The organism is Halomonas sp. GFAJ-1, assembly GCA_002966495.1.
Classification (GTDB): domain Bacteria; phylum Pseudomonadota; class Gammaproteobacteria; order Pseudomonadales; family Halomonadaceae; genus Vreelandella.
Genome location: CP016490.1, coordinates 449,594 through 470,035 on the forward strand (window position 1 = coordinate 449,594; position 20,442 = coordinate 470,035).

Here is a 20,442-nt window from a genome sequence, read left to right on the forward strand (position 1 = left end):
AATTACATCACTCTATTGATTGTTATAAGGACCCTCTCACTATGTCACGCATTTGTGTCTACCTCGGCTCACGAGAAGGCAATAGCCCTGTATTTTGCCAAGTGGCCCGCACGCTTGGCGCAGCGCTAGCAGCTCGGGGGCACACGCTTGTGTATGGAGGCGCACGTATTGGCTTAATGGGCGAACTAGCTAATGCAGCCCTTGAGGCCGGCGGTAAGGTCATTGGCGTGATGCCAGATCATCTTGTGGAACGAGAACAAGCACATTTCGGCCTGACTGAGCTGATTCGCGTACCCAATATGCATGAACGCAAAGCCACCATGGCCGCCAACGCTGACGCTTTTATTGCCCTGCCCGGCGGTATTGGCACTTTCGAAGAGCTGTTTGAGATATGGACTTGGGGCTACTTAGGGCTTCACGACAAGCCCATGGGGCTACTCGATACCGAAGGCTTTTATGCACCGCTGCTGACCTTTCTAGACAACACCGTTAGCCATGGCTTTTTAGCCCAAACAACGCGCGATATGCTGGTGGACGCGCCAACGCCTATTCAGCTACTAGAGATGCTAGAAGGGCAGTTACAGTAAGTAGCTCAAGCTGCAGCAAGGGCCAACGCCATCGCCAACGCACAATGGGCCGAGGGTAAAAACGCGAACTAACAGCGTGGGTCCCCGGTAAGCTGAAGCGTTCGTTGGTAGGTTAGCTGCAGCAAACGGGCATCTTCTCCAGCCCTGTGGCGGTGGATGCCCCGCTCAGCAATCACCGCCTCTTTAGTATCGCTCCATAGGGCCTGCTGCGCTTCACTGAGCAGAATACGCAACGCCTCTAAACGAAAACGGGGCAGTAGCTCAGCATGATGAAAAAGTAGCGATAGCCAAGTATTATCGTATCCCCAGCTATCGCTGTACGCTTTTCCTACCTCGCGCAACTCATCATTAAGCCAGCGTGCCACTTGTTGTACTGGGTAGCCCTCCTGGCGCAAGCGCTCTTGGGAAATCCCATGCAACAATTCTGCTTTAGGATCCCAGTGGGTCCACTCCTCTAATGGCTGAATAAGAAACGCACAGCAGCTACCGTCAGCACGGGCAATACCAACTTCAATCGGGTAGCTGCCGCGCCCGAATCCGGACGCTTCAATATCCAGCACTGTAGGTAGCGTCTCGGACACGGACTTCCTCATTTACTCATCCTATTGGCTAGGCGGTCGCCAGCTCAGCCTGTGACTGACGGTCGGCCAATCCTTGCCAGTAAGCCGCCTGTTCACTATCTATCGTCAAGCCTAGCTCGCCAAGGCGATAAGCTCGGGCAAGCCTTTCAGCTGCCAGAAAGTGCCCAGACTGAGCGGCTCGAGCATACAGAGTAACCGCATAATCCTCACGACGCGGATACTGTACACAGCCGTGCTCATGAATGCGTGCGGCTTGGTACTGAGATTTTATATCGCCTGCCTGAGCAGCCTCTAACACGTAGCGTGCCCCACGTGCTTTGTCATGGGGTGACTGGCTGCGATGAAACAGCATATGGCCGTAAATAGACAGCGCATCAGGATGCCCCGCCTCTGCACAGCGCTTGAATAACTGCATCGTTAAACGTTGCGTGCGTGGCGAGCGCGGCAGTAGCCAACGCGTATGAAACAGCTGCTCGGCGAGACGAAATTCTAGACGAGTAAACAATGATGATGCCTGCGGCATGGCAAACCACCTTGCCTATCTGTTGAGATCTTCGGCTAACAGTCGGTTCCACTTTTGACAGCTAACCATACGATTAACCAGCGTTCAGCTGGTCGATGGGCTGGCAAGCATACGCCTGCCTTTGCGTCGACTCAACCCTATTGATTTGCTGCTTTTGGAGAGCCTCGCTAACATGCCACTCACACGCTGATATTCACGGCGGAGATAACGCTTATCCTGAGGCAATTTCGCCTTATAGAGGAGATAACAATGCAAACTCGCCCACTCGGCAGAACCGGGATGGAGGTCAGCCGACTCTGCTTAGGTACGATGACGTTTGGCGAACAAAACAGCGAAGCGGAAGCCCATGAGCAGCTCGATCGTGCAGTAGCTTTTGGTATCAATTTTATCGACACCGCTGAAATGTACCCGGTTCCGCCAAAGGCAGAGACCCAGGGCTTAACCGAAGCGTATATCGGCAGTTGGTTAAAAGCTCGCGGTTCGCGTGATGATGTCATTATCGCAACGAAAGCAGCCGGCCCTGGCCTAGACCACATTCGTGGCGGGCCAAGGATGAGTCGCGACCATCTGCATCAAGCTGTTGACGCCAGCCTTGCAAGGCTCAACACCGATTATATCGACTTGTACCAACTCCACTGGCCAGACCGTAACACCAACTTTTTTGGCAAGCTTGGCTACACCCATAAAGAGCAAGAAGACGCCACCCCACTGGAAGACACGCTCGCGGCGCTAAAAGAGCTAGTGGATGCCGGAAAAATCCGCGCTATCGGCCTTTCCAATGAGACGCCCTGGGGCGTGATGCGTATGCTGCAGCTCGCCGATCAGATGGCGATGCCACGGGTCGCCTCCATCCAGAACCCCTACAACCTGCTAAATCGTACGTTTGAAGTGGGTTTGGCTGAAATCGCTCACCGTGAGGATGTTGGCCTACTCGCCTACTCGCCGCTAGGGTTTGGAGTGCTCTCGGGTAAATACCTTAATGGGGCGCAGCCACCTAAGGGTCGCCTCACTCTCTATGAGCGCTTTAAACGTTACACCTCACCAGAAGCAGAGGCCGCAACGCAGGCTTACGTTACGCTTGCCAAGGAGCACGACATAGACCCAGCTCAAATGGCGCTGGCGTTTGTTAACTCTCGCCGTTTTTTGACCAGCAATATTATTGGCGCCACCACAATGGAGCAATTGGAAAGCAATCTTGCCAGTGAAAGTATCAAGCTTGATGAAGAAGTGCTCGAAGCTATCGAGGACATTCATCGCCGAATGCCGAACCCCTGCCCGTAGGCGCGGTTTATGGCGCCAAGCGCTAGGCGGTCAAACCACCTCACTATCATACCGATAGCCTCGGTCATCGCCGAGGCTTGGTATAATCATCGCACGTATTTTCTCTCTTCTGCCACGGGATAAGGAGCAGGCTATGCTGAGCGTTATTTCCCCTGCAAAAACGCTAGACTTTGAAACGCCCTCCACTACTGATCAGGTCACCCAACCGAGCTTCCTTGAGCACAGTAAGCCTCTGATTGAGATTTTGCGTGGCTACTCACCGCAACAGCTTAGCGATCTCATGGGTATCAGCGATAAGCTGGCAGGCCTGAACGCTGCGCGTTTTTCAGATTGGCAGCCACCCTTCTCTCTAGATAATGCCAAACCTGCCGTACAAGCCTTTCAAGGCGATGTTTACACTGGGCTAGACGCCAGCTCATTTAGCGACGCTGATAACCAGTTTGCACAGCAACACCTGCGCATTCTATCCGGCTTATATGGCTTACTACGGCCACTAGACTTAATACAACCCTACCGGCTGGAGATGGGCACCAAACTGCCTAATGGCGCTGGCAACGACCTTTACGCGTACTGGAAGCCAACGTTAACGCAAGCGCTTAATAGCGCAATTGCAGAAAGTGGCTCCAAGGTGCTCGTTAACCTGGCCTCAAACGAATATTTCAAGGCGATTGAGACTAAACAACTTAGCGCGCGCGTAGTGACGCCCGTCTTTAAAGATGAAAAGAACGGCACCTTTAAGATCATCAGCTTCTATGCCAAAAAAGCGCGCGGCTTGATGAGCGCTTGGATTATTCAGCAACAAATTAACCATCCCGATCAGCTAACAAGCTTTCAAGAGGCCGGATATCAATTTGATGCAGCTGCCTCCCAGGGCGATAGACTGGTCTTTACCCGCAAAGAGGCTGATCGTTAATCACTTAACCATTAGAAAAACGTCACTGCGCGGGGCGAACGCGGCTTGAGAAAGCGCTGATGCACCTCTTTAAAAGTGGCTGTGTCACAACGGTGCAGCCACTCATAAGCGACCATGTCCGCAGTGACCGCTACCGCACCATTAGCACAGGCGCGCTCGCGGGCTAGTCGCGCTTCATCTTTCCGGCGGCTCGCCGTCGCTTCACTAAGCCAAAACACCTCATAGCCTGCCTCAAGCAATCCAAGCGCACTCTGCAACACACAGATATGCGCTTCTGTTCCGCATATCACTATTTGCTGCGCCCCTTGAGCTTGTAAGGCGTCGACAAACTCAGGCTCTTCCATCACGCTGAAATGGAGTTTTTGCCACACCTTGTGCTCGCCTAACGTGCTCAACAGAGAAGGCGCCGTACCTCCTAACCTTTCTGGATACTGCTCGGTTAGCCATACGGGTACCTGCAGTGCCTCGGCAACACCCGCCAACCAGCCAGCCTCTTCTAGAGCGGCTTCGCCACCCTCAATAACGGGCAGCAATCCCGCTTGAAAATCGACGACTAACAACAGACTTTGTTGATGATGTAAGCGCACTTTTTCACCTTATTTTTGTCTTTATAAACATTCTCAGAATAACCTACCTAGCAAGTTACACGGTAAACTAGCCCCTTATTATTTTCTACATAGCGCCTCGGCGCATACCGTCAATTCCAACGTTCTCATCGGAGAAATAACATGTTACGACAGTTTTTTGTCATGCTGCTGGTCAGCGTCATGGGCTTCAGCGCAGCCATTGAGCACGCCGAAGCTCGCCGTATGGGTGGAGGTGGCAACGTGGGCAGCATGTCACGGTCAGCGGATCGCCCAGCGAGCGCCCCCCAACAGCAGCAACAGGCTCAGGGGCAACAGCAGGGCCAAGCAGGCGCTGCCGCGGCACGTAGAGGCGGTATGGGGGGCATGATGGGCGGCCTACTCGCAGGCGGCCTGCTAGCGGCACTCTTCTTTGGCGGCGCCTTCGATGAGCTGCGCATCATGGACCTCTTGGTGATGGTAGGCGTGGCCGCTTTAGCCATTTTCGCTTTCCGTGCATTTATGCGGCAGCGACGCCCCGCATCTGTTAGCTCTGCTGCTGGCTACCAACGCGAACAACAGGAACCAACACCGGCCGCTACCAACTTCTCAGCCGCACCAGGCAGTTTAGCCAGCGGCCTGCAGAGTACGCCCGCCTGGTTTGATAAAGAGCGTTTTTTAGGAGGTGCCAAAGAACACTTTATGACGCTTCAACGCGCCTGGGATAATAACGACCTTAGCCAGATCCAGGAGTATGTAACACCTGAGCTATATAATTTATTACGCCAAGAGCGCACCGAGCACCCCGATGACAACTCCACCGAGGTTGTTAAGCTTTTTGCCGAGCTTGGCGACGTAAATGAATACGACGGATATGCCGAGGCAACCGTTATATTCCATGGGGTTTTAGAGGAAAATGGCGAACAGACCGAGTTCAACGAAACCTGGCATCTAACGCGGGCAATGCGCGATGACGCACCTTGGTACTTGCAAGGCATTGAGCAAAACCCTGGTGCCTAAACCACGCCCTACTTTTTCACGTTAATAAACGCAAAACAGCCGCTTTAAGCGGCTGTTTTGGTAAGTATCGAGACTAATCCATCTCGTTATTTACTAAGCTACCAGACTATTATTCGGCAGCTTCTTCTATGTTCTCGCCCATCTCTTCGATACTTTCACCGGCGCTTTCCATGCTTTCATCAATACTTTCACCCGCTTCTTCTGCTGGGCCTTGATTATCGCAAGCAGCTAAACCACCAAGCATCATCGCCATCAATAGTGCCATCACTAAATTCTTGGTTACTTGCTTACTCATATTGCCTCTCCTCCTGAGATAGAACTTCATAATAACTACTCAGCTATACTAATTGCCAAGGAGCCTACAACACCAGCTTAACCTGGTAACTCCTTGTTATTAAGATTATTAAAACATTTGTTTTGATCAAAATTATAAGCTCATGCCCAGTGCCTGACGATGTCTGGGCCGGCCATCTGGGCGCCGGGCTCCCGGGACGCCTCCCTGGAGAGCCCCCTTTTTTCTTCCATGCACACAAAAAACCCAGCCTGTTGGCTGGGTTTTTTGCGGTATAAGTGCCTGACGATGACCTACTCTCGCATGGGGAGACCCCACACTACCATCGGCGCTAAGCGGTTTCACTGCTGAGTTCGGCAAGGGATCAGGTGGTTCACGCTCGCTATGGTCGTCAGGCGTAACTTTTAATGTACATCATGCTGATGTCGTCGATGACGTGTTTTGTGATCGTCTCTTGTCAGCAAGCGCCTTGGCTTGCTGCTGCGTATCCGGTTCTCGTTACTACTACGACCAGACCCCTTGGGTGTTATAGGGTCAAGCCTCACGGGCCATTAGTACACGTTAGCTCAACGCCTTGCAGCGCTTCCACACCGTGCCTATCAACCAGCTGGTCTCGCTGGGCCCTTTAGGAGGATCAAGTCCTCGGGGATGTCTCATCTTGAAGGGGGCTTCCCGCTTAGATGCTTTCAGCGGTTATCCTGTCCGACCATAGCTACCCGGCAATGCCACTGGCGTGACAACCGGAACACCAGAGGGTCGTCCACTCCGGTCCTCTCGTACTAGGAGCAGCTCTTCTCAAACATCCAACGCCCACGGCAGATAGGGACCGAACTGTCTCACGACGTTCTAAACCCAGCTCGCGTACCACTTTAAATGGCGAACAGCCATACCCTTGGGACCGACTTCAGCCCCAGGATGTGATGAGCCGACATCGAGGTGCCAAACACCGCCGTCGATGTGAACTCTTGGGCGGTATCAGCCTGTTATCCCCGGAGTACCTTTTATCCGTTGAGCGATGGCCCTTCCATACAGAACCACCGGATCACTAGAACCTGCTTTCGCACCTGCTCGACGTGTCTGTCTCGCAGTCAAGCACCCTTATGCTCTTGCACTCACTGCACGATGTCCGACCGTGCTGAGGGTACCTTCGTGCTCCTCCGTTACTCTTTGGGAGGAGACCGCCCCAGTCAAACTACCCACCACACACTGTCCTCGATCCGGATAACGGACCTGAGTGAGAACGCCAATGATGCCAGGCTGGTATTTCAAGGTTGGCTCCACCCGAACTGGCGTCCGGGTTTCAAAGCCTCCCAGCTATCCTACACAGGCAACATCAGCGTCCAGTGTGAAGCTATAGTAAAGGTTCACGGGGTCTTTCCGTCTAGCCGCGGGTACACCGCATCTTCACGGCGATTTCAATTTCACTGAGTCTCGGGTGGAGACAGCGTGGCCATCATTACGCCATTCGTGCAGGTCGGAACTTACCCGACAAGGAATTTCGCTACCTTAGGACCGTTATAGTTACGGCCGCCGTTTACCGGGGCTTCAATCAAGAGCTTCGGCCGAAGCCTAACACCATCATTTAACCTTCCGGCACCGGGCAGGCGTCACACCCTATACGTCCTCTTACGAGTTAGCAGAGTGCTGTGTTTTTACTAAACAGTTGCAGCCACCTGGTATCTTCGACCGGTTCGGGCTTAGAGAGCAAGTCTCATCACCCTACGCCGGCGTGCCTTCTCCCGAAGTTACGGCACCATTTTGCCTAGTTCCTTCACCCGAGTTCTCTCAAGCGCCTTGGGATTCTCACCCTGACCACCTGTGTCGGTTTGGGGTACGGTCGCACATGATCTGAAGCTTAGAGGCTTTTCCTGGAAGCGTGGCATCAGTGACTTCCTGACCGTGGTCAGTTCATCTCGTGTCTCGGCTTTAAGGTGCCGGATTTTCCTAGCACCTCGGCCTACTCACTTTCACCAGGACAACCAACGCCTGGCTCACCTAGCCTTCTCCGTCCCCCCATCGCAATCATGTCCGGTACGGGAATATTGACCCGTTTCCCATCGACTACGCCTTTCGGCCTCGCCTTAGGGGCCGACTCACTCTGCTCCGATTAGCGTCGAACAGAAACCCTTGGTCTTCCGGCGAGGGAGTTTTTCACTCCCTTTATCGTTACTCATGTCAGCATTCGCACTCGTGATACCTCCAGCGAACTTCTCAATTCACCTTCATCGGCTTACACGACGCTCCTCTACCGCGCATTCCTAAGAATGCACCCGTAGCTTCGGTACCTGGTTTAGCCCCGTTACATCTTCCGCGCAGGCCGACTCGACTAGTGAGCTATTACGCTTTCTTTAAAGGATGGCTGCTTCTAAGCCAACCTCCTAGCTGTCTGAGCCTTCCCACATCGTTTCCCACTTAACCAGGATTTGGGGACCTTAGCTGACGGTCTGGGTTGTTTCCCTTTTCACGACGGACGTTAGCACCCGCCGTGTGTCTCCCACGCTCATACTCACCGGTATTCGGAGTTTGCCTCGGGTTGGTAAGTCGGGATGACCCCCTAGCCGAAACAGTGCTCTACCCCCGGCGGTAATACGTGAGGCGCTACCTAAATAGCTTTCGAGGAGAACCAGCTATCTCCGAGCTTGATTAGCCTTTCACTCCGATCCACAAGTCATCCAAATCTTTTTCAACAGATCCTGGTTCGGGCCTCCAGTTGATGTTACTCAACCTTCACCCTGCTCATGGATAGATCGCTCGGTTTCGGGTCTATATCCAGCGACTGTGTCGCCCAGTTAAGACTCGGTTTCCCTACGGCTCCCCTAAACGGTTAACCTCGCCACTGAATATAAGTCGCTGACCCATTATACAAAAGGTACGCAGTCACAGAACAAGTCTGCTCCTACTGCTTGTACGCACACGGTTTCAGGATCTATTTCACTCCCCTCTCCGGGGTTCTTTTCGCCTTTCCCTCACGGTACTGGTTCACTATCGGTCAGCCAGGAGTATTTAGCCTTGGAGGATGGTCCCCCCGTCTTCAGTCAAGGTTTCTCGTGCCCCGACCTACTCGATTTCACATGATCAGATTTTCGACTACGGGGCTATCACCCGCTACGGCCGCGCTTCCCAGCGCGTTCGTCTAATCAGTCACATGCTTAAGGGCTGGTCCCCGTTCGCTCGCCGCTACTAGGGGAATCTCGGTTGATTTCTTTTCCTCAGGGTACTTAGATGTTTCAGTTCCCCTGGTTCGCCTCTTACGCCTATATATTCAGCGTAAGATACTCATCTTATGATGAGTGGGTTTCCCCATTCAGAAATGCCCGGGTCAAAGGTTGTTTGCCACCTCGCCGAGCCTTATCGCAGGCTACCACGTCTTTCATCGCCTCTGGCTGCCTAGGCATCCACCGTGTGCGCTTAATTGCTTGACCCTATAACCCGAAGGAGTCTGGATTTCGCAATAATAACGATTGCCGGATACGCTTGAGACGTATCACAAAACAATTACGTATAAACACTTCTACGAAGCGTTTATGTCAGCATGATATACATTGTTAAAGAGCGGCTGTTCAATGAACAGTGATAAAGCAGTATGTTAAAACAACGTGTTAAAACACAGTGACTTATCAATGGTCACGAAACATTCACAAACGGTCGTTAAGGTACGATAAAACAATATGTACAACACAGTACGTAATGGTGGAGCCAAGCGGGATCGAACCGCTGACCTCCTGCGTGCAAGGCAGGCGCTCTCCCAGCTGAGCTATGGCCCCATTGTTTTTTGCTGACCTTACCTCTTGCCATTAATTTCTGTGAAACAAGGCAAAATGCGACGACGTATAGCCTGCTATACGAGGAGCATTTTAACGCAGTATCGCAGGAATTTGGTGGGTCTGGGCAGACTTGAACTGCCGACCTCACCCTTATCAGGGGTGCGCTCTAACCAACTGAGCTACAGACCCAAGAGGGGATCGTGCTTAAACCGTTTGCTCTATATCTGATCAGGTAATTCATTGTGAGCGCTTACCGCGAGGAGTGATGCATCGTTTAAGGAGGTGATCCAGCCGCAGGTTCCCCTACGGCTACCTTGTTACGACTTCACCCCAGTCATGAACCACACCGTGGTGATCGCCCTCTTGCGTTAGGCTAACCACTTCTGGTGCAGTCCACTCCCATGGTGTGACGGGCGGTGTGTACAAGGCCCGGGAACGTATTCACCGTGACATTCTGATTCACGATTACTAGCGATTCCGACTTCACGGAGTCGAGTTGCAGACTCCGATCCGGACTGAGACCGGCTTTTCGGGATTAGCGCACTCTCGCGAGTTGGCAACCCTTTGTACCGGCCATTGTAGCACGTGTGTAGCCCTACTCGTAAGGGCCATGATGACTTGACGTCGTCCCCACCTTCCTCCGGTTTGTCACCGGCAGTCTCCTTAGAGTTCCCACCATTACGTGCTGGCAAATAAGGACAAGGGTTGCGCTCGTTACGGGACTTAACCCAACATTTCACAACACGAGCTGACGACAGCCATGCAGCACCTGTCTCTGCGTTCCCGAAGGCACCAAGTGATCTCTCACAAGTTCGCAGGATGTCAAGAGTAGGTAAGGTTCTTCGCGTTGCATCGAATTAAACCACATGCTCCACCGCTTGTGCGGGCCCCCGTCAATTCATTTGAGTTTTAACCTTGCGGCCGTACTCCCCAGGCGGTCGACTTATCGCGTTAACTTCGCCACAAAGTGCGCTAGGCACCCAACGGCTGGTCGACATCGTTTACGGCGTGGACTACCAGGGTATCTAATCCTGTTTGCTACCCACGCTTTCGCACCTCAGTGTCAGTGTCAGTCCAGAAGGCCGCCTTCGCCACTGGTATTCCTCCCGATCTCTACGCATTTCACCGCTACACCGGGAATTCTACCTTCCTCTCCTGCACTCTAGCTTGACAGTTCCGGATGCCGTTCCCAGGTTGAGCCCGGGGCTTTCACAACCGGCTTATCAAGCCACCTACGCGCGCTTTACGCCCAGTAATTCCGATTAACGCTTGCACCCTCCGTATTACCGCGGCTGCTGGCACGGAGTTAGCCGGTGCTTCTTCTGCGAGTGATGTCTTTCCTAGGGGGTATTAACCCCTAGGCGTTCTTCCTCGCTGAAAGTGCTTTACAACCCGAGGGCCTTCTTCACACACGCGGCATGGCTGGATCAGGCTTTCGCCCATTGTCCAATATTCCCCACTGCTGCCTCCCGTAGGAGTTCGGGCCGTGTCTCAGTCCCGATGTGGCTGATCATCCTCTCAGACCAGCTACGGATCGTTGCCTTGGTGAGCCATTACCTCACCAACTAGCTAATCCGACATAGGCTCATCCAATAGCGGGAGCCGGAGCCCCCTTTCTCCCGTAGGACGTATGCGGTATTAGCCTGGGTTTCCCCAGGTTATCCCCCACTATCGGGCAGATTCCTATGCATTACTCACCCGTCCGCCGCTCGTCAGCATCTAGCAAGCTAGATCTGTTACCGCTCGACTTGCATGTGTTAGGCCTGCCGCCAGCGTTCAATCTGAGCCATGATCAAACTCTTCAGTTTAAAATCATTGTGATGCTTACTCGTTGCTTAAGGACTAGCCGAAAGCAACAAAAGCGCATCAAACTTGGCTCAAGGTTCAAACGAATTCATTCAAACTTACGTTTTCATGACCGCTTGCCTTGATATTTGGTGATTTATCACCCTCATCGGCAAGCGCCCACATGAATTACCTGATCAAATTGTTAAAGAGCGTTTCGCTAATAACTGGCTTGCCGTTGAATTGGCTTGCCTCAGCGAGGAAGGCGTATTCTACGCATTTCCTGGTGGTTGTCAACCGCTGTTTTCAGTGACTGAATCCAGCGAACGAGGCGAGCCACACAACTGCTCTAACCTACTGACAAACCGAAGGTTTTCACCTTCATTCACCGCTGGTAACGCTTGGCGCCCCCGGCAGCGGATGCGTACTTTACGGATTCGCCGCCGTCTTGGCAAGGGCTTTGTTGAAAATAAGTCGAAAAATTCTCAACTTTTGGCTTTTGCCTTGCGCATCAAAGCTAATACCGGACCAGAAGCCACATAGGCACCAAAAAGTAGTAGTAGCATTACTGAGGGCTCGACCGAGATCATAACGAACCCTAGCACCACTGCTAAAAGCACCACGAAAGGCACTGGCTTTTTAAAATCTAGGTCTTTAAAGCTGTAATAGCGAATATTACTGACCATCAAGATACCCGCAGCACCAACAACAAACAGCATCAGCAACTTGAAGCCAAAAGCATCTGCATCAAAACTGTGGAAGGTCCAGACACAAGCAGCCACAAGCGCCGCCGCTGACGGACTGGGCAAGCCGATAAACCACTTCTTATCAACACTACCGATTTGCACATTGAAACGCGCCAGGCGTAAGGCTGCACAGGCTACGTAGAGAAACGCCACGACCCAGCCTGTTTTACCGATATCTTGCAGAATCCAAGTAAACGCCACCAAGGCAGGCGCCATTCCAAACGAGATCATATCGGCTAGACTATCGTACTCAGCGCCAAACTCACTTTGGGTATTGGTCATCCGGGCTACACGGCCATCCAAACCATCCAACACCATCGCAATAAATATCGCCACTGCGGCGGAGGTGAACTCGCCGTTAATACCTGCTACCACCGCGAAGAATCCTGAGAACAGCGCAGACGTGGTGAACAGATTGGGTAGTAAGTAAATACCTTTGCGACGGATTTTCTTGCCGTTTTCAACCGCCTCTTCAACGACCTCAGTTTCCCGTAAGAAAACGGCGGCGAGATCTTCATTACTTACAGCATCGTCGCTAACCGTGTCATTACTAAAAGCATCGTGCCCAACATCGCCTTGAACGACCGCCTCGTCACTACTTGCTGCCTTCTGGCCTTTCTGAGACGCTGACTGCGGGGTCTTTTCGTGCTCTTGATCGCGAGCATTCTGGGTCATAAATATCATCCGTTTGAAGTGAAGCCACAAGAACTGTGATCTCTTTTCATTCTACACGGTGGCGCTAACTCAGCCAGTCAATTGCAGCATGCAACGTCAAACGCCTCGGGGCGCGACAATGCGCGCCCCGAGGTTCTAGTTAATGCACTAGCCGTTAACCACTTAGTTTTTCGATTTATCAACCAGCTGATTAGCGGCAATCCACGGCATCATGCCACGCAGCTTAGCACCCACTTGCTCAATTTCGTGCTCAGCATTCAGACGGCGACGTGCGGTCATGGACGGGTAATTAGTGCTGCCTTCCTGAATAAACATTTTGGCATACTCACCCGTTTGAATACGCTTGAGTGCATTGCGCATTGCTGCACGCGACTCATCGTTAATCACCTCAGGACCAGTAACGTACTCACCGTACTCCGCATTGTTGGAGATGGAGTAGTTCATGTTAGCGATACCGCCTTCATACATCAGGTCAACAATCAGCTTAAGCTCATGCAGGCACTCGAAGTACGCCATTTCCGGTGCATAACCCGCTTCCGTCAGGGTTTCAAAACCGGCTTTTACTAGCTCAACCGCACCACCGCACAAAACCGCTTGCTCGCCGAACAGGTCGGTCTCAGTCTCATCCTTGAAAGTTGTTTCGATGATACCGCTACGGCCGCCACCAACGCCTGCCGCATAGGAAAGCGCCAGCTCTTTAGCATTGCCCGATGCATCTTGGTGAATAGCGATCAGGTCAGGAATACCGCCACCCTTAACAAACTCAGAGCGCACGGTATGACCCGGCGCCTTCGGCGCGATCATGATCACGTCGAGATCTTTACGCGGCTCGATCTGGTTGTAGTGAATGTTGAAGCCATGGGCGAACGCCAGTGTCGCGCCCTCTTTAAGGTTCGGCTCGACTTCTTGCTCGTAGATAGCCTTTTGGTTTTCGTCCGGTGCCAGAATCATGACCACGTCAGCGGTTTTGCACGCTTCCGGTACGCTAGCCACTTTTAAACCAGCCGCTTCTGCTTTAGCAGCGGAAGAGGAACCTTTGCGCAGCGCGACGGTGACGTCAACGCCAGACTCTTTCAGGTTGTTGGCGTGGGCATGCCCTTGAGAGCCGTAACCAACGATGGTGACTTTTTTGGCTTGAATAAGGGACAGGTCACAATCTTTATCATAGTAAACGTGCATGGCGCAGCTCCAAAAATAGTATTCGATCAAAAAGTGATCATTGTATGGTGATGATTTTCATGACGCGTGTCAGCGTTGATGGCCACCCGTGCCGTCTTGTGCAGCACTGGGATTCGGCGTTGAGGCCACTCTACGACAGTGCGCCTATTGCGTAAAACGCTATGTTTGCAACACACTATTTCATATTATGAAATTACGCATGGTTTGAGGGTTACTATGGATTTCCGCCTACTTAAACACGTGGTCACTCTGTCAGAGACGCTACATTTTGGCCGCGCTAGCGAGCTTTGCCATATTAGCCCTTCGACGCTTAGCCGCTCTATTCAGCAGGTGGAAACTGAGCTAGGCACTCGCCTGTTTGAGCGGGACAACCGGCATGTGACGCTCACTTCTCAAGGCAGTACGTTCCAACACTACGCCCGAGAGACGCTAGAGCAGTGGGAAGCGCAAAAGCGTACATTGGCAGCCACCACGGCGCAGCTGAGCGGTGAAATCAGCATTTATTGCTCGGTGACGGCCAGCTACAGCTTTCTGTATGAATTATTAAGTGATGTGCGCACTCGCCATCCCGGCATTGAACTCAAACTGCATACTGGCGACCCCGCTGACGCCATGTCACGGGTACTAGAGGGCGCAGACGATATGGCGATTACCCCTCGCCCGCGTATTCCCCCCAGCGCGCTCGCGTTTAAATCGCTAACCCGCTCACCGCTGCTGTTTATTGCACCGACAGAAGCCCACCACTGGCTACCGCGCAAACCCGAAAGCTCAACAGCCGAACAGTGGCAGCACGTGCCGATGATTTTGTCGGAAGCCGGGCTCTCCAGAGAGTTTGCGAATACGTGGTTTAAAGCGATGGGCATTTCGCCGCGCATTTATGCCCAGGTAGCGGGTCACGAAGCGATTGTGAGCATGGTTGGGCTGGGGTTTGGCGTAGGGGTGGTTCCGAAAATAGTGTTAGATAACAGCCCGCTGGCAGAGCGTGTGCAAGTGCTAAATGTAAAACCCGAGCTACCCCACTACGATGTAGGGCTTTGCGTACTCAATCGGCGGTTAAAAAACCCGATAATTGATGCTTTTTGGGCAGCGGTAAACGCGCGTTAACGCGTTTGGTGGCAGGGCATCACTCATAAACAAGCCGCCCGACAAAGGGCGGCTTCTCACTGGTACAACGAACAACGACAGCGGCAAAGCGCGACTTACAGCGACAACACTTTATCGCCGCGAGCAATACCGGATACCCCGGTACGCGCCACTTCCAGAATGCCTACCGGCGCCATGGCCTGAAGAAAAGCATCCAGCTTGCCCGCGTCGCCAGTAATCTGAACGGTATAAAGGCTTGGCGTTACGTCGACGATCTGTGCACGGAAAATATCCACCGTACGCTTAACTTCATCGCGAGCAGCGCCTAACGCTTTCACTTTCACCAGCATCAGCTCCCGCTCAATGTGATTACCTTCGGTCAGGTCGACCAGCTTCACCACATCGATCAGTTTATTAAGATGCTTAGTGATCTGCTCGATCACCCGGTCATCGCCAATGGTAGTGACCGTTAAGCGAGACAGCGACGGATCTTCCGTCGGTGCCACGTTCAGCGTTTCAATGTTGAAGTTACGCTGGGAGAACAGCCCGACCACACGTGACAGCGCACCCGGTTCGTTTTCCATCAGAATCGAGATGATATGACGCATCAGGTACGCTCCGTTTTAGACAGCAGCATGTCACGCATAGCACCTAACGGCACCTGCATCGGATAGACGTGCTCAAAAGGGTCAACCTTCACATCCAGGAACACCAGCTCATGCTTGTTGGCAAAGGCACGCTCTAGCGCCGGCTCCAACTCCTCAAGGGTATTCACGGTGATCGCGGTAAATCCGTACGCCTCAATCAGCATATGGAAGTCTGGCAGCGACTCCATATAAGAGTGCGCATGGCGGGATTTGTAGTTCAGATCCTGCCATTGGCGAACCATGCCAAGCGATGCGTTGTTGAGGTTTACAATTTTGACGCCTATGCCGTACTGCTTACAGGTCGAGAGTTCCTGCATCATCATCTGGAAGCTGCCTTCACCGGTGACGCAAACAACGTCGTCATCTGGGAAGCTCTGCTTGATGCCCATGGCCGCAGGGAACCCAAAGCCCATGGTGCCCAAACCGCCCGACGTGATCAGTCGGTTAGGCTTGTCGAACTTGTAGTACTGGGCCGCAAACATCTGATGCTGGCCAACGTCAGTGGTCACGTAGGCTTCACCGCGAGTAACACGGCACAGCGCTTCGATCACTTCCTGAGGCTTCAACACTTCGCCTGGTTTGGAGGGCTCGTAGAGCTTCCCTTCGCGCTCGGCGCGCCAGCCATCGATCTTTTGCCACCAGTCGCTCAGCGCTTCTGGCTGCGCAATTGATTGGCCTTGCACCAAGCTGATCATTTCATTAATAACGCTAGACGCTGGCCCAACGATAGGCACATCCGCACGCACGGTTTTAGATACCGAGCTTGGGTCCACATCCACGTGAATGATTTTTGCCGTGGGGCAGAATTTCGACGTGTTGTTGGTCACTCGGTCATCAAAACGCGCGCCAATGGCGATAATTAAATCCGCATGGTGCATGGCCATATTGGATTCATACGAGCCGTGCATACCCAGCCAACCCAGACACTGCCGATCGCTTTGCGGGTAGGCACCAATGCCCATCAGCGTGGTGGTAATGGGGAAGCCGAGCTGTTTAACCAGATCAGTCAGGCCTTCACTCGCCTTGCCCAACACCACGCCGCCGCCGGTATAAAATACTGGGCGCTTGGCTTTCAGCATCAGCTCAACGGCCTTTTTGATCTGGCCGGTGTGGCCACGAGTCACCGGGTTATAAGAGCGCATCTTGACCTTCTTCGGGTAGACGTACTCATAACGCTCGGTGGGCGCGGTCATGTCCTTGGGTATATCGACGACCACGGGGCCAGGGCGTCCAGTAGCGGCCAGGTAGTAGGCCTTTTTAAGCACTTCTGGAATTTCAGACGGATGCCGAATTGAGAAGCTGTGCTTCACGATGGGCCGCGTCACGCCGACAATATCGGTTTCCTGGAAGGCGTCATCGCCAATCAGGTGGCTCATTACCTGGCCACATAGCACCACCAATGGAATCGAATCCATATAGGCGGTCGCAATGCCGGTGACCGCATTGGTAGCGCCAGGGCCAGAGGTCACCAGCACGGTTCCAGGCTTGCCGGAAGCACGGGCATAACCGTCGGCCGCATGAGTCGCTGCCTGTTCGTGACGCACAAGAATGTGCTTCACCTTGTCCTGACGGAACAGCGCATCATAAATGTGCAGCGCTGCGCCGCCGGGATAACCATAAATGTACTCAACGCCCTCATCTTGTAAGAAGCGGGCGATCATATCTGCGCCGGAAAGCAGTTCCACTGTATTTCTCCCCTAGAGGTCTCGAGTGCGATCCGCAGGACATCCTGCGGTGTCGAGTGCGGCGGTATGCCGCTGCCGGCCCTTGCCGGCACCTGATGCCAAACCCTGGCATATGGCCCGGTTAGGGCCTGCACTCTCATCGGAAGCACTCATTTATTGCGATATAAATCAGTGGCTCCCTCACACGGCGGTTTGCCGTGTCGGGGCGTTGGCCAGGTTGGGCGGTTAGCCCAAACCCGGAAGTCCTTCGGCGGGTAAAGGCCATTGCCTACCCTTCGCGCGGGGATTAGGGGTTGCCCGTTGGTTCCGCGCCCGCAAATCAGGAACCCACAAGATTCCATTAGCGCCCTCAGCCTGTCAACCTCCGATCAAGACAAACGCAACAAACGTCGCCGTAAGCCATTAAAAAAGCCCCGCTAGCAGAGCTAACGGGGCTTTTGCCCTATTCAATTGCGCAGGGCGATCACTTGCCTAAGCGTGTAACCACGCATGCATTACTCAAATATTAATTTCCCTTCACCCGCGCTGATATGAATAGTATCGCCGGGGGCATACTTACCTGCCAGCAGATCTTGGGCCAACGGGTTCTCAATCCGGCTTTGAATCGCCCGCTTGAGCGGCCTTGCCCCATACACTGGATCGAAACCGACGACCGCCAGCTGGGCCATGGCGTCATCGCTGATCTCAAGGCTCAAATCATGTTCCGCTAAGCGTGCTTTCAAACGCTCCAACTGAATACCGGCAATGGCCTGAATTTGCGTTTGACCCAGCGCGTGAAACACCACCACTTCGTCAATACGGTTAATCAGCTCAGGGCGGAAGTGATTACCCACCACCTCCATGACCGTGCTCTTCATGACCTCATAGTCGTTATCATCACCGCCCATGCGCTGGATAATATCCGAGCCCATGTTGGAGGTCATGACGATCACGGTATTACGGAAATCCACCGTACGGCCTTGCCCATCGGTCAAGCGGCCATCTTCGAGCACTTGCAGCAGGATATTAAACACATCCGGATGCGCCTTTTCCACTTCATCTAGCAACAGCACCGAGTAGGGCTTACGGCGCACCGCTTCGGTTAAGTAGCCACCCTCTTCGTAACCCACGTAGCCTGGGGGTGCACCAATCAAACGCGCCACGGAGTGCTTCTCCATAAACTCCGACATGTCGATACGCACCATCGCTTCTTCCGTATCGAACAGGAAGTTAGCCAGCGATTTACATAGTTCTGTTTTACCCACCCCGGTGGGGCCGAGGAACAAGAACGAGCCGTTGGGTCGATTGGGGTCGGCAAGACCCGCCCGGGAACGGCGTACGGCATTAGCCACCGCCTCTACCGCTTCATGCTGGCCGATGACCCGCTCATGCAGCGCCTCTTCCATGCGCAACAGCTTATCCCGCTCGCCTTCCAACATTTTGGAGACGGGAATGCCTGTCCAGCGGGAGACCACTTCTGCAATCTCTTCTTCGGTGACGTTAGAGCGCAGCAGCTGGTGGCTGGCCGTATCCGCCTCGCCTTCCCCTGCTTCGCTAATCTTTTTCTCAAGCGCCGGAATTTTGCCATACTGAATTTCCGACATACGCCCTAAATCACCCTGGCGACGCGCCTGCTCAAGGTCAATGCGCGCCTGCTCCAGCTCTGCTTTAAACTGGGCTGCGCCTTGAATACTGGCTTTCTCTGCTTTCCAAATTTCGTCCAAGTCAGCATATTCACGCTCTAACTCGTGGATCTGGTTGTTCAACGCGTCAAGGCGTTTCTTAGTGGCTTCGTCGGTCTCTTTCTTAAGCGCTTCGCGCTCCATTTTCAGCTGGATTAGGCGACGATCCAGTCGATCCATCTCTTCAGGCTTGGAGTCCAGCTCCATGCGGATACGTGACGCCGCCTCATCGATCAAGTCGATCGCTTTGTCGGGCAACTGCCGATCCGTGATGTAGCGAGTAGACAGTTTCGCCGCCGCAATGATCGCAGAGTCGGTGATATCCACACCGTGGTGGACCTCGTAACGCTCTTTCAAGCCGCGCAGAATAGCCACCGTATCTTCTTCAGACGGCTCATCCACCAGCACCTTCTGGAAGCGGCGCTCCAGCGCGGCGTCTTTTTCGATGTATTTGCGGTACTCGTCCAGCGTTGTAGCGCCCACGCAGTGCAACTCACCACGGGCCAACGCAGGCTTAAGCATGTTGCCCGCATCCATCGCGCCTTCAGCCTTGCCCGCGCCCACCATAGTGTGCAGCTCATCGATAAACAGGATGACCCGGCCTTCTTCCTGGGAAAGCTCTTTAAGCACGGCTTTCAGACGCTCTTCAAACTCGCCACGGAACTTAGCGCCCGCCAATAACGAGCCCATATCCAGCGAAAGAACGCGCTTATCTTTCAGGCCTTCAGGCACTTCGCCGTTCACAATACGCTGCGCCAGCCCTTCGACAATGGCGGTTTTACCCACCCCTGGCTCACCGATTAGTACCGGATTATTTTTGGTGCGCCGCTGCAGCACCTGGATCGTGCGGCGGATTTCGTCGTCGCGTCCAATCACCGGGTCCAGCTTGCCGTCTAGCGCACGCTGGGTAAGGTCCATGGTGTATTTGTTAAGCGCTTCACGCTGGTCTTCAGCGTTAGCATCGTCAACGGAAGCACCCCCGCGAAGGCTGTTAATCGCAGCTTCAAGGGATTTGCGGTTAATCCCTGCCTCTTTCATCAACTTGGTAATCGCTGAATTCATTTCCAGCGCTGCCAGCAGTACCAGCTCAGAAGCGATGAACTGGTCACCACGCTTCTGCGCTTCCCGGTCGGTTAAGTTGAATAGCTTGATGAAGTCACGGGAGGGCTGAACATCCCCGTCGAACTGGCTTACCTTGGGTAAGTTATCTAACTGCTGCACCAAACCATCACGCAGGCGCGAGCTGCTGCCCTCGGCTTTTTCAACCAGAGCTTTAACGCCGGTGTCTTTAGTATCCAGCAGCGCCAGCAGCAAGTGCGCAGGGTCAAGCTGATTATGGCCGTGCCCAACCGCAAGGGACTGCGCCTCAGAAATGGCGGCCTGTAACTTGGCAGTAAATTTATCGAATCGCATGGAGTACCTCCTGGGGGTGCCGTGCGTTTGGACGCACGGTGTCT

14 protein-coding genes, 2 tRNA genes and 3 rRNA genes are annotated in these 20,442 nt (G+C 53.4%); 5 read left to right on the top strand and 14 right to left on the bottom strand.

What is annotated here, in order from left to right; genetic code table 11:
- Positions 1–41 precede the first annotated feature (41 nt).
- Positions 42–587: a Rossman fold protein, TIGR00730 family gene (locus BB497_01980; protein ID AVI61565.1), complete on the top strand. Its 546-nt coding sequence runs from the start codon at positions 42–44 to the stop codon at positions 585–587.
- Between the two features lie 68 nt (positions 588–655).
- Here BB497_01980 and BB497_01985 read toward each other — a convergent pair whose 3' ends face one another.
- A complete protein-coding gene (locus BB497_01985; protein ID AVI61566.1) occupies positions 656–1,168 on the bottom strand; it encodes a hypothetical protein in 513 nt (170 codons plus the stop codon).
- Positions 1,169–1,196: 28 nt separating this feature from the next.
- A complete protein-coding gene (locus tag BB497_01990; GenBank protein ID AVI61567.1) occupies positions 1,197–1,691 on the bottom strand; it encodes a hypothetical protein in 495 nt (164 codons plus the stop codon).
- 249 nt (positions 1,692–1,940) lie between these two features.
- Between BB497_01990 and BB497_01995 the strand changes: the two genes are divergently transcribed.
- Positions 1,941–2,972 (top strand): aldo/keto reductase, encoded by a 1,032-nt coding sequence (locus tag BB497_01995; GenBank protein ID AVI61568.1) that lies wholly within the window; start codon positions 1,941–1,943, stop codon positions 2,970–2,972.
- Between the two features lie 133 nt (positions 2,973–3,105).
- Positions 3,106–3,885, top strand: a complete 780-nt coding sequence (locus BB497_02000; GenBank protein AVI61569.1) for a hypothetical protein — start codon at positions 3,106–3,108, stop codon at positions 3,883–3,885.
- 11 nt (positions 3,886–3,896) lie between these two features.
- Here BB497_02000 and BB497_02005 read toward each other — a convergent pair whose 3' ends face one another.
- Positions 3,897–4,472 carry an isochorismatase gene (locus BB497_02005; protein ID AVI61570.1) on the bottom strand — a complete coding sequence of 192 codons (576 nt, stop codon included), beginning with the start codon at positions 4,470–4,472 and terminating at the stop codon, positions 3,897–3,899.
- Positions 4,473–4,613: 141 nt separating this feature from the next.
- Between BB497_02005 and BB497_02010 the strand changes: the two genes are divergently transcribed.
- Positions 4,614–5,468, top strand: coding sequence for a preprotein translocase subunit Tim44 (locus BB497_02010; GenBank protein AVI61571.1), 855 nt, complete (start codon positions 4,614–4,616; stop codon positions 5,466–5,468).
- Positions 5,469–5,577: 109 nt separating this feature from the next.
- Here the strand turns inward: BB497_02010 and BB497_02015 are convergent, their stop codons facing one another.
- The 8 genes from BB497_02015 to BB497_02050 all read right to left on the bottom strand — a co-directional run bounded on the left by BB497_02015 (position 5,578) and on the right by BB497_02050 (position 13,909).
- A complete protein-coding gene (locus BB497_02015) occupies positions 5,578–5,763 on the bottom strand; it encodes a hypothetical protein (GenBank protein ID AVI61572.1) in 186 nt (61 codons plus the stop codon).
- Between the two features lie 277 nt (positions 5,764–6,040).
- Positions 6,041–6,156 (bottom strand): 5S ribosomal RNA (rrf, locus tag BB497_02020).
- A 118-nt stretch (positions 6,157–6,274) separates the two neighbouring features.
- Positions 6,275–9,189, bottom strand: a 23S ribosomal RNA gene (locus BB497_02025).
- 259 nt (positions 9,190–9,448) lie between these two features.
- Positions 9,449–9,524 (bottom strand) — tRNA-Ala (locus tag BB497_02030).
- A 112-nt stretch (positions 9,525–9,636) separates the two neighbouring features.
- Positions 9,637–9,713 (bottom strand) — tRNA-Ile (locus BB497_02035).
- A gap of 81 nt (positions 9,714–9,794) precedes the next feature.
- Positions 9,795–11,332, bottom strand: a 16S ribosomal RNA gene (locus BB497_02040).
- The 16S, 23S and 5S rRNA genes sit together here with 2 tRNA genes alongside, the layout of an rRNA operon.
- Positions 11,333–11,794: 462 nt before the next feature.
- Positions 11,795–12,730: a CDP-diacylglycerol--serine O-phosphatidyltransferase gene (locus BB497_02045; GenBank protein AVI64225.1), complete on the bottom strand. Its 936-nt coding sequence runs from the start codon at positions 12,728–12,730 to the stop codon at positions 11,795–11,797.
- Between the two features lie 162 nt (positions 12,731–12,892).
- Positions 12,893–13,909 (bottom strand): ketol-acid reductoisomerase, encoded by a 1,017-nt coding sequence (locus tag BB497_02050; GenBank protein AVI61573.1) that lies wholly within the window; start codon positions 13,907–13,909, stop codon positions 12,893–12,895.
- Between the two features lie 216 nt (positions 13,910–14,125).
- On the opposite strand from BB497_02050, the gene BB497_02055 reads away from it, so the two are divergent.
- Complete coding sequence (locus BB497_02055) at positions 14,126–15,013, top strand: transcriptional regulator IlvY (protein ID AVI61574.1); 888 nt, start codon at positions 14,126–14,128, stop codon at positions 15,011–15,013.
- A 95-nt stretch (positions 15,014–15,108) separates the two neighbouring features.
- Here BB497_02055 and BB497_02060 read toward each other — a convergent pair whose 3' ends face one another.
- The 3 genes from BB497_02060 to BB497_02070 form a co-directional block, all read right to left on the bottom strand.
- Positions 15,109–15,600 carry an acetolactate synthase small subunit gene (locus tag BB497_02060; protein AVI61575.1) on the bottom strand — a complete coding sequence of 164 codons (492 nt, stop codon included), beginning with the start codon at positions 15,598–15,600 and terminating at the stop codon, positions 15,109–15,111.
- Positions 15,600–17,324 (bottom strand): acetolactate synthase, large subunit, biosynthetic type, encoded by a 1,725-nt coding sequence (locus BB497_02065; GenBank protein AVI61576.1) that lies wholly within the window; start codon positions 17,322–17,324, stop codon positions 15,600–15,602. The genes BB497_02060 and BB497_02065 overlap by 1 nt, the downstream gene beginning before the upstream one ends.
- A 494-nt stretch (positions 17,325–17,818) precedes the next feature.
- Entirely contained in the window at positions 17,819–20,398 is a 2,580-nt protein-coding gene (locus tag BB497_02070) for an ATP-dependent chaperone ClpB (GenBank protein AVI61577.1), read from the bottom strand.
- Positions 20,399–20,442: the final 44 nt, after the last annotated feature.

Coding starts and splice junctions, on each gene's coding strand:
- BB497_01980 (AVI61565.1), top strand. CDS start 42: ATGTCACGCATTTGTGTCTACCTCGGCTCACGAGAAGGCAATAGCCCT.
- BB497_02045 (AVI64225.1), bottom strand. CDS start 12,730: ATGACCCAGAATGCTCGCGATCAAGAGCACGAAAAGACCCCGCAGTCA.
- BB497_02070 (AVI61577.1), bottom strand. CDS start 20,398: ATGCGATTCGATAAATTTACTGCCAAGTTACAGGCCGCCATTTCTGAG.
- BB497_01990 (AVI61567.1), bottom strand. CDS start 1,691: ATGCCGCAGGCATCATCATTGTTTACTCGTCTAGAATTTCGTCTCGCC.
- BB497_02060 (AVI61575.1), bottom strand. CDS start 15,600: ATGCGTCATATCATCTCGATTCTGATGGAAAACGAACCGGGTGCGCTG.
- BB497_02015 (AVI61572.1), bottom strand. CDS start 5,763: ATGAGTAAGCAAGTAACCAAGAATTTAGTGATGGCACTATTGATGGCG.
- BB497_02000 (AVI61569.1), top strand. CDS start 3,106: ATGCTGAGCGTTATTTCCCCTGCAAAAACGCTAGACTTTGAAACGCCC.
- BB497_02010 (AVI61571.1), top strand. CDS start 4,614: ATGTTACGACAGTTTTTTGTCATGCTGCTGGTCAGCGTCATGGGCTTC.
- BB497_01995 (AVI61568.1), top strand. CDS start 1,941: ATGCAAACTCGCCCACTCGGCAGAACCGGGATGGAGGTCAGCCGACTC.
- BB497_02050 (AVI61573.1), bottom strand. CDS start 13,909: ATGCACGTTTACTATGATAAAGATTGTGACCTGTCCCTTATTCAAGCC.
- BB497_02055 (AVI61574.1), top strand. CDS start 14,126: ATGGATTTCCGCCTACTTAAACACGTGGTCACTCTGTCAGAGACGCTA.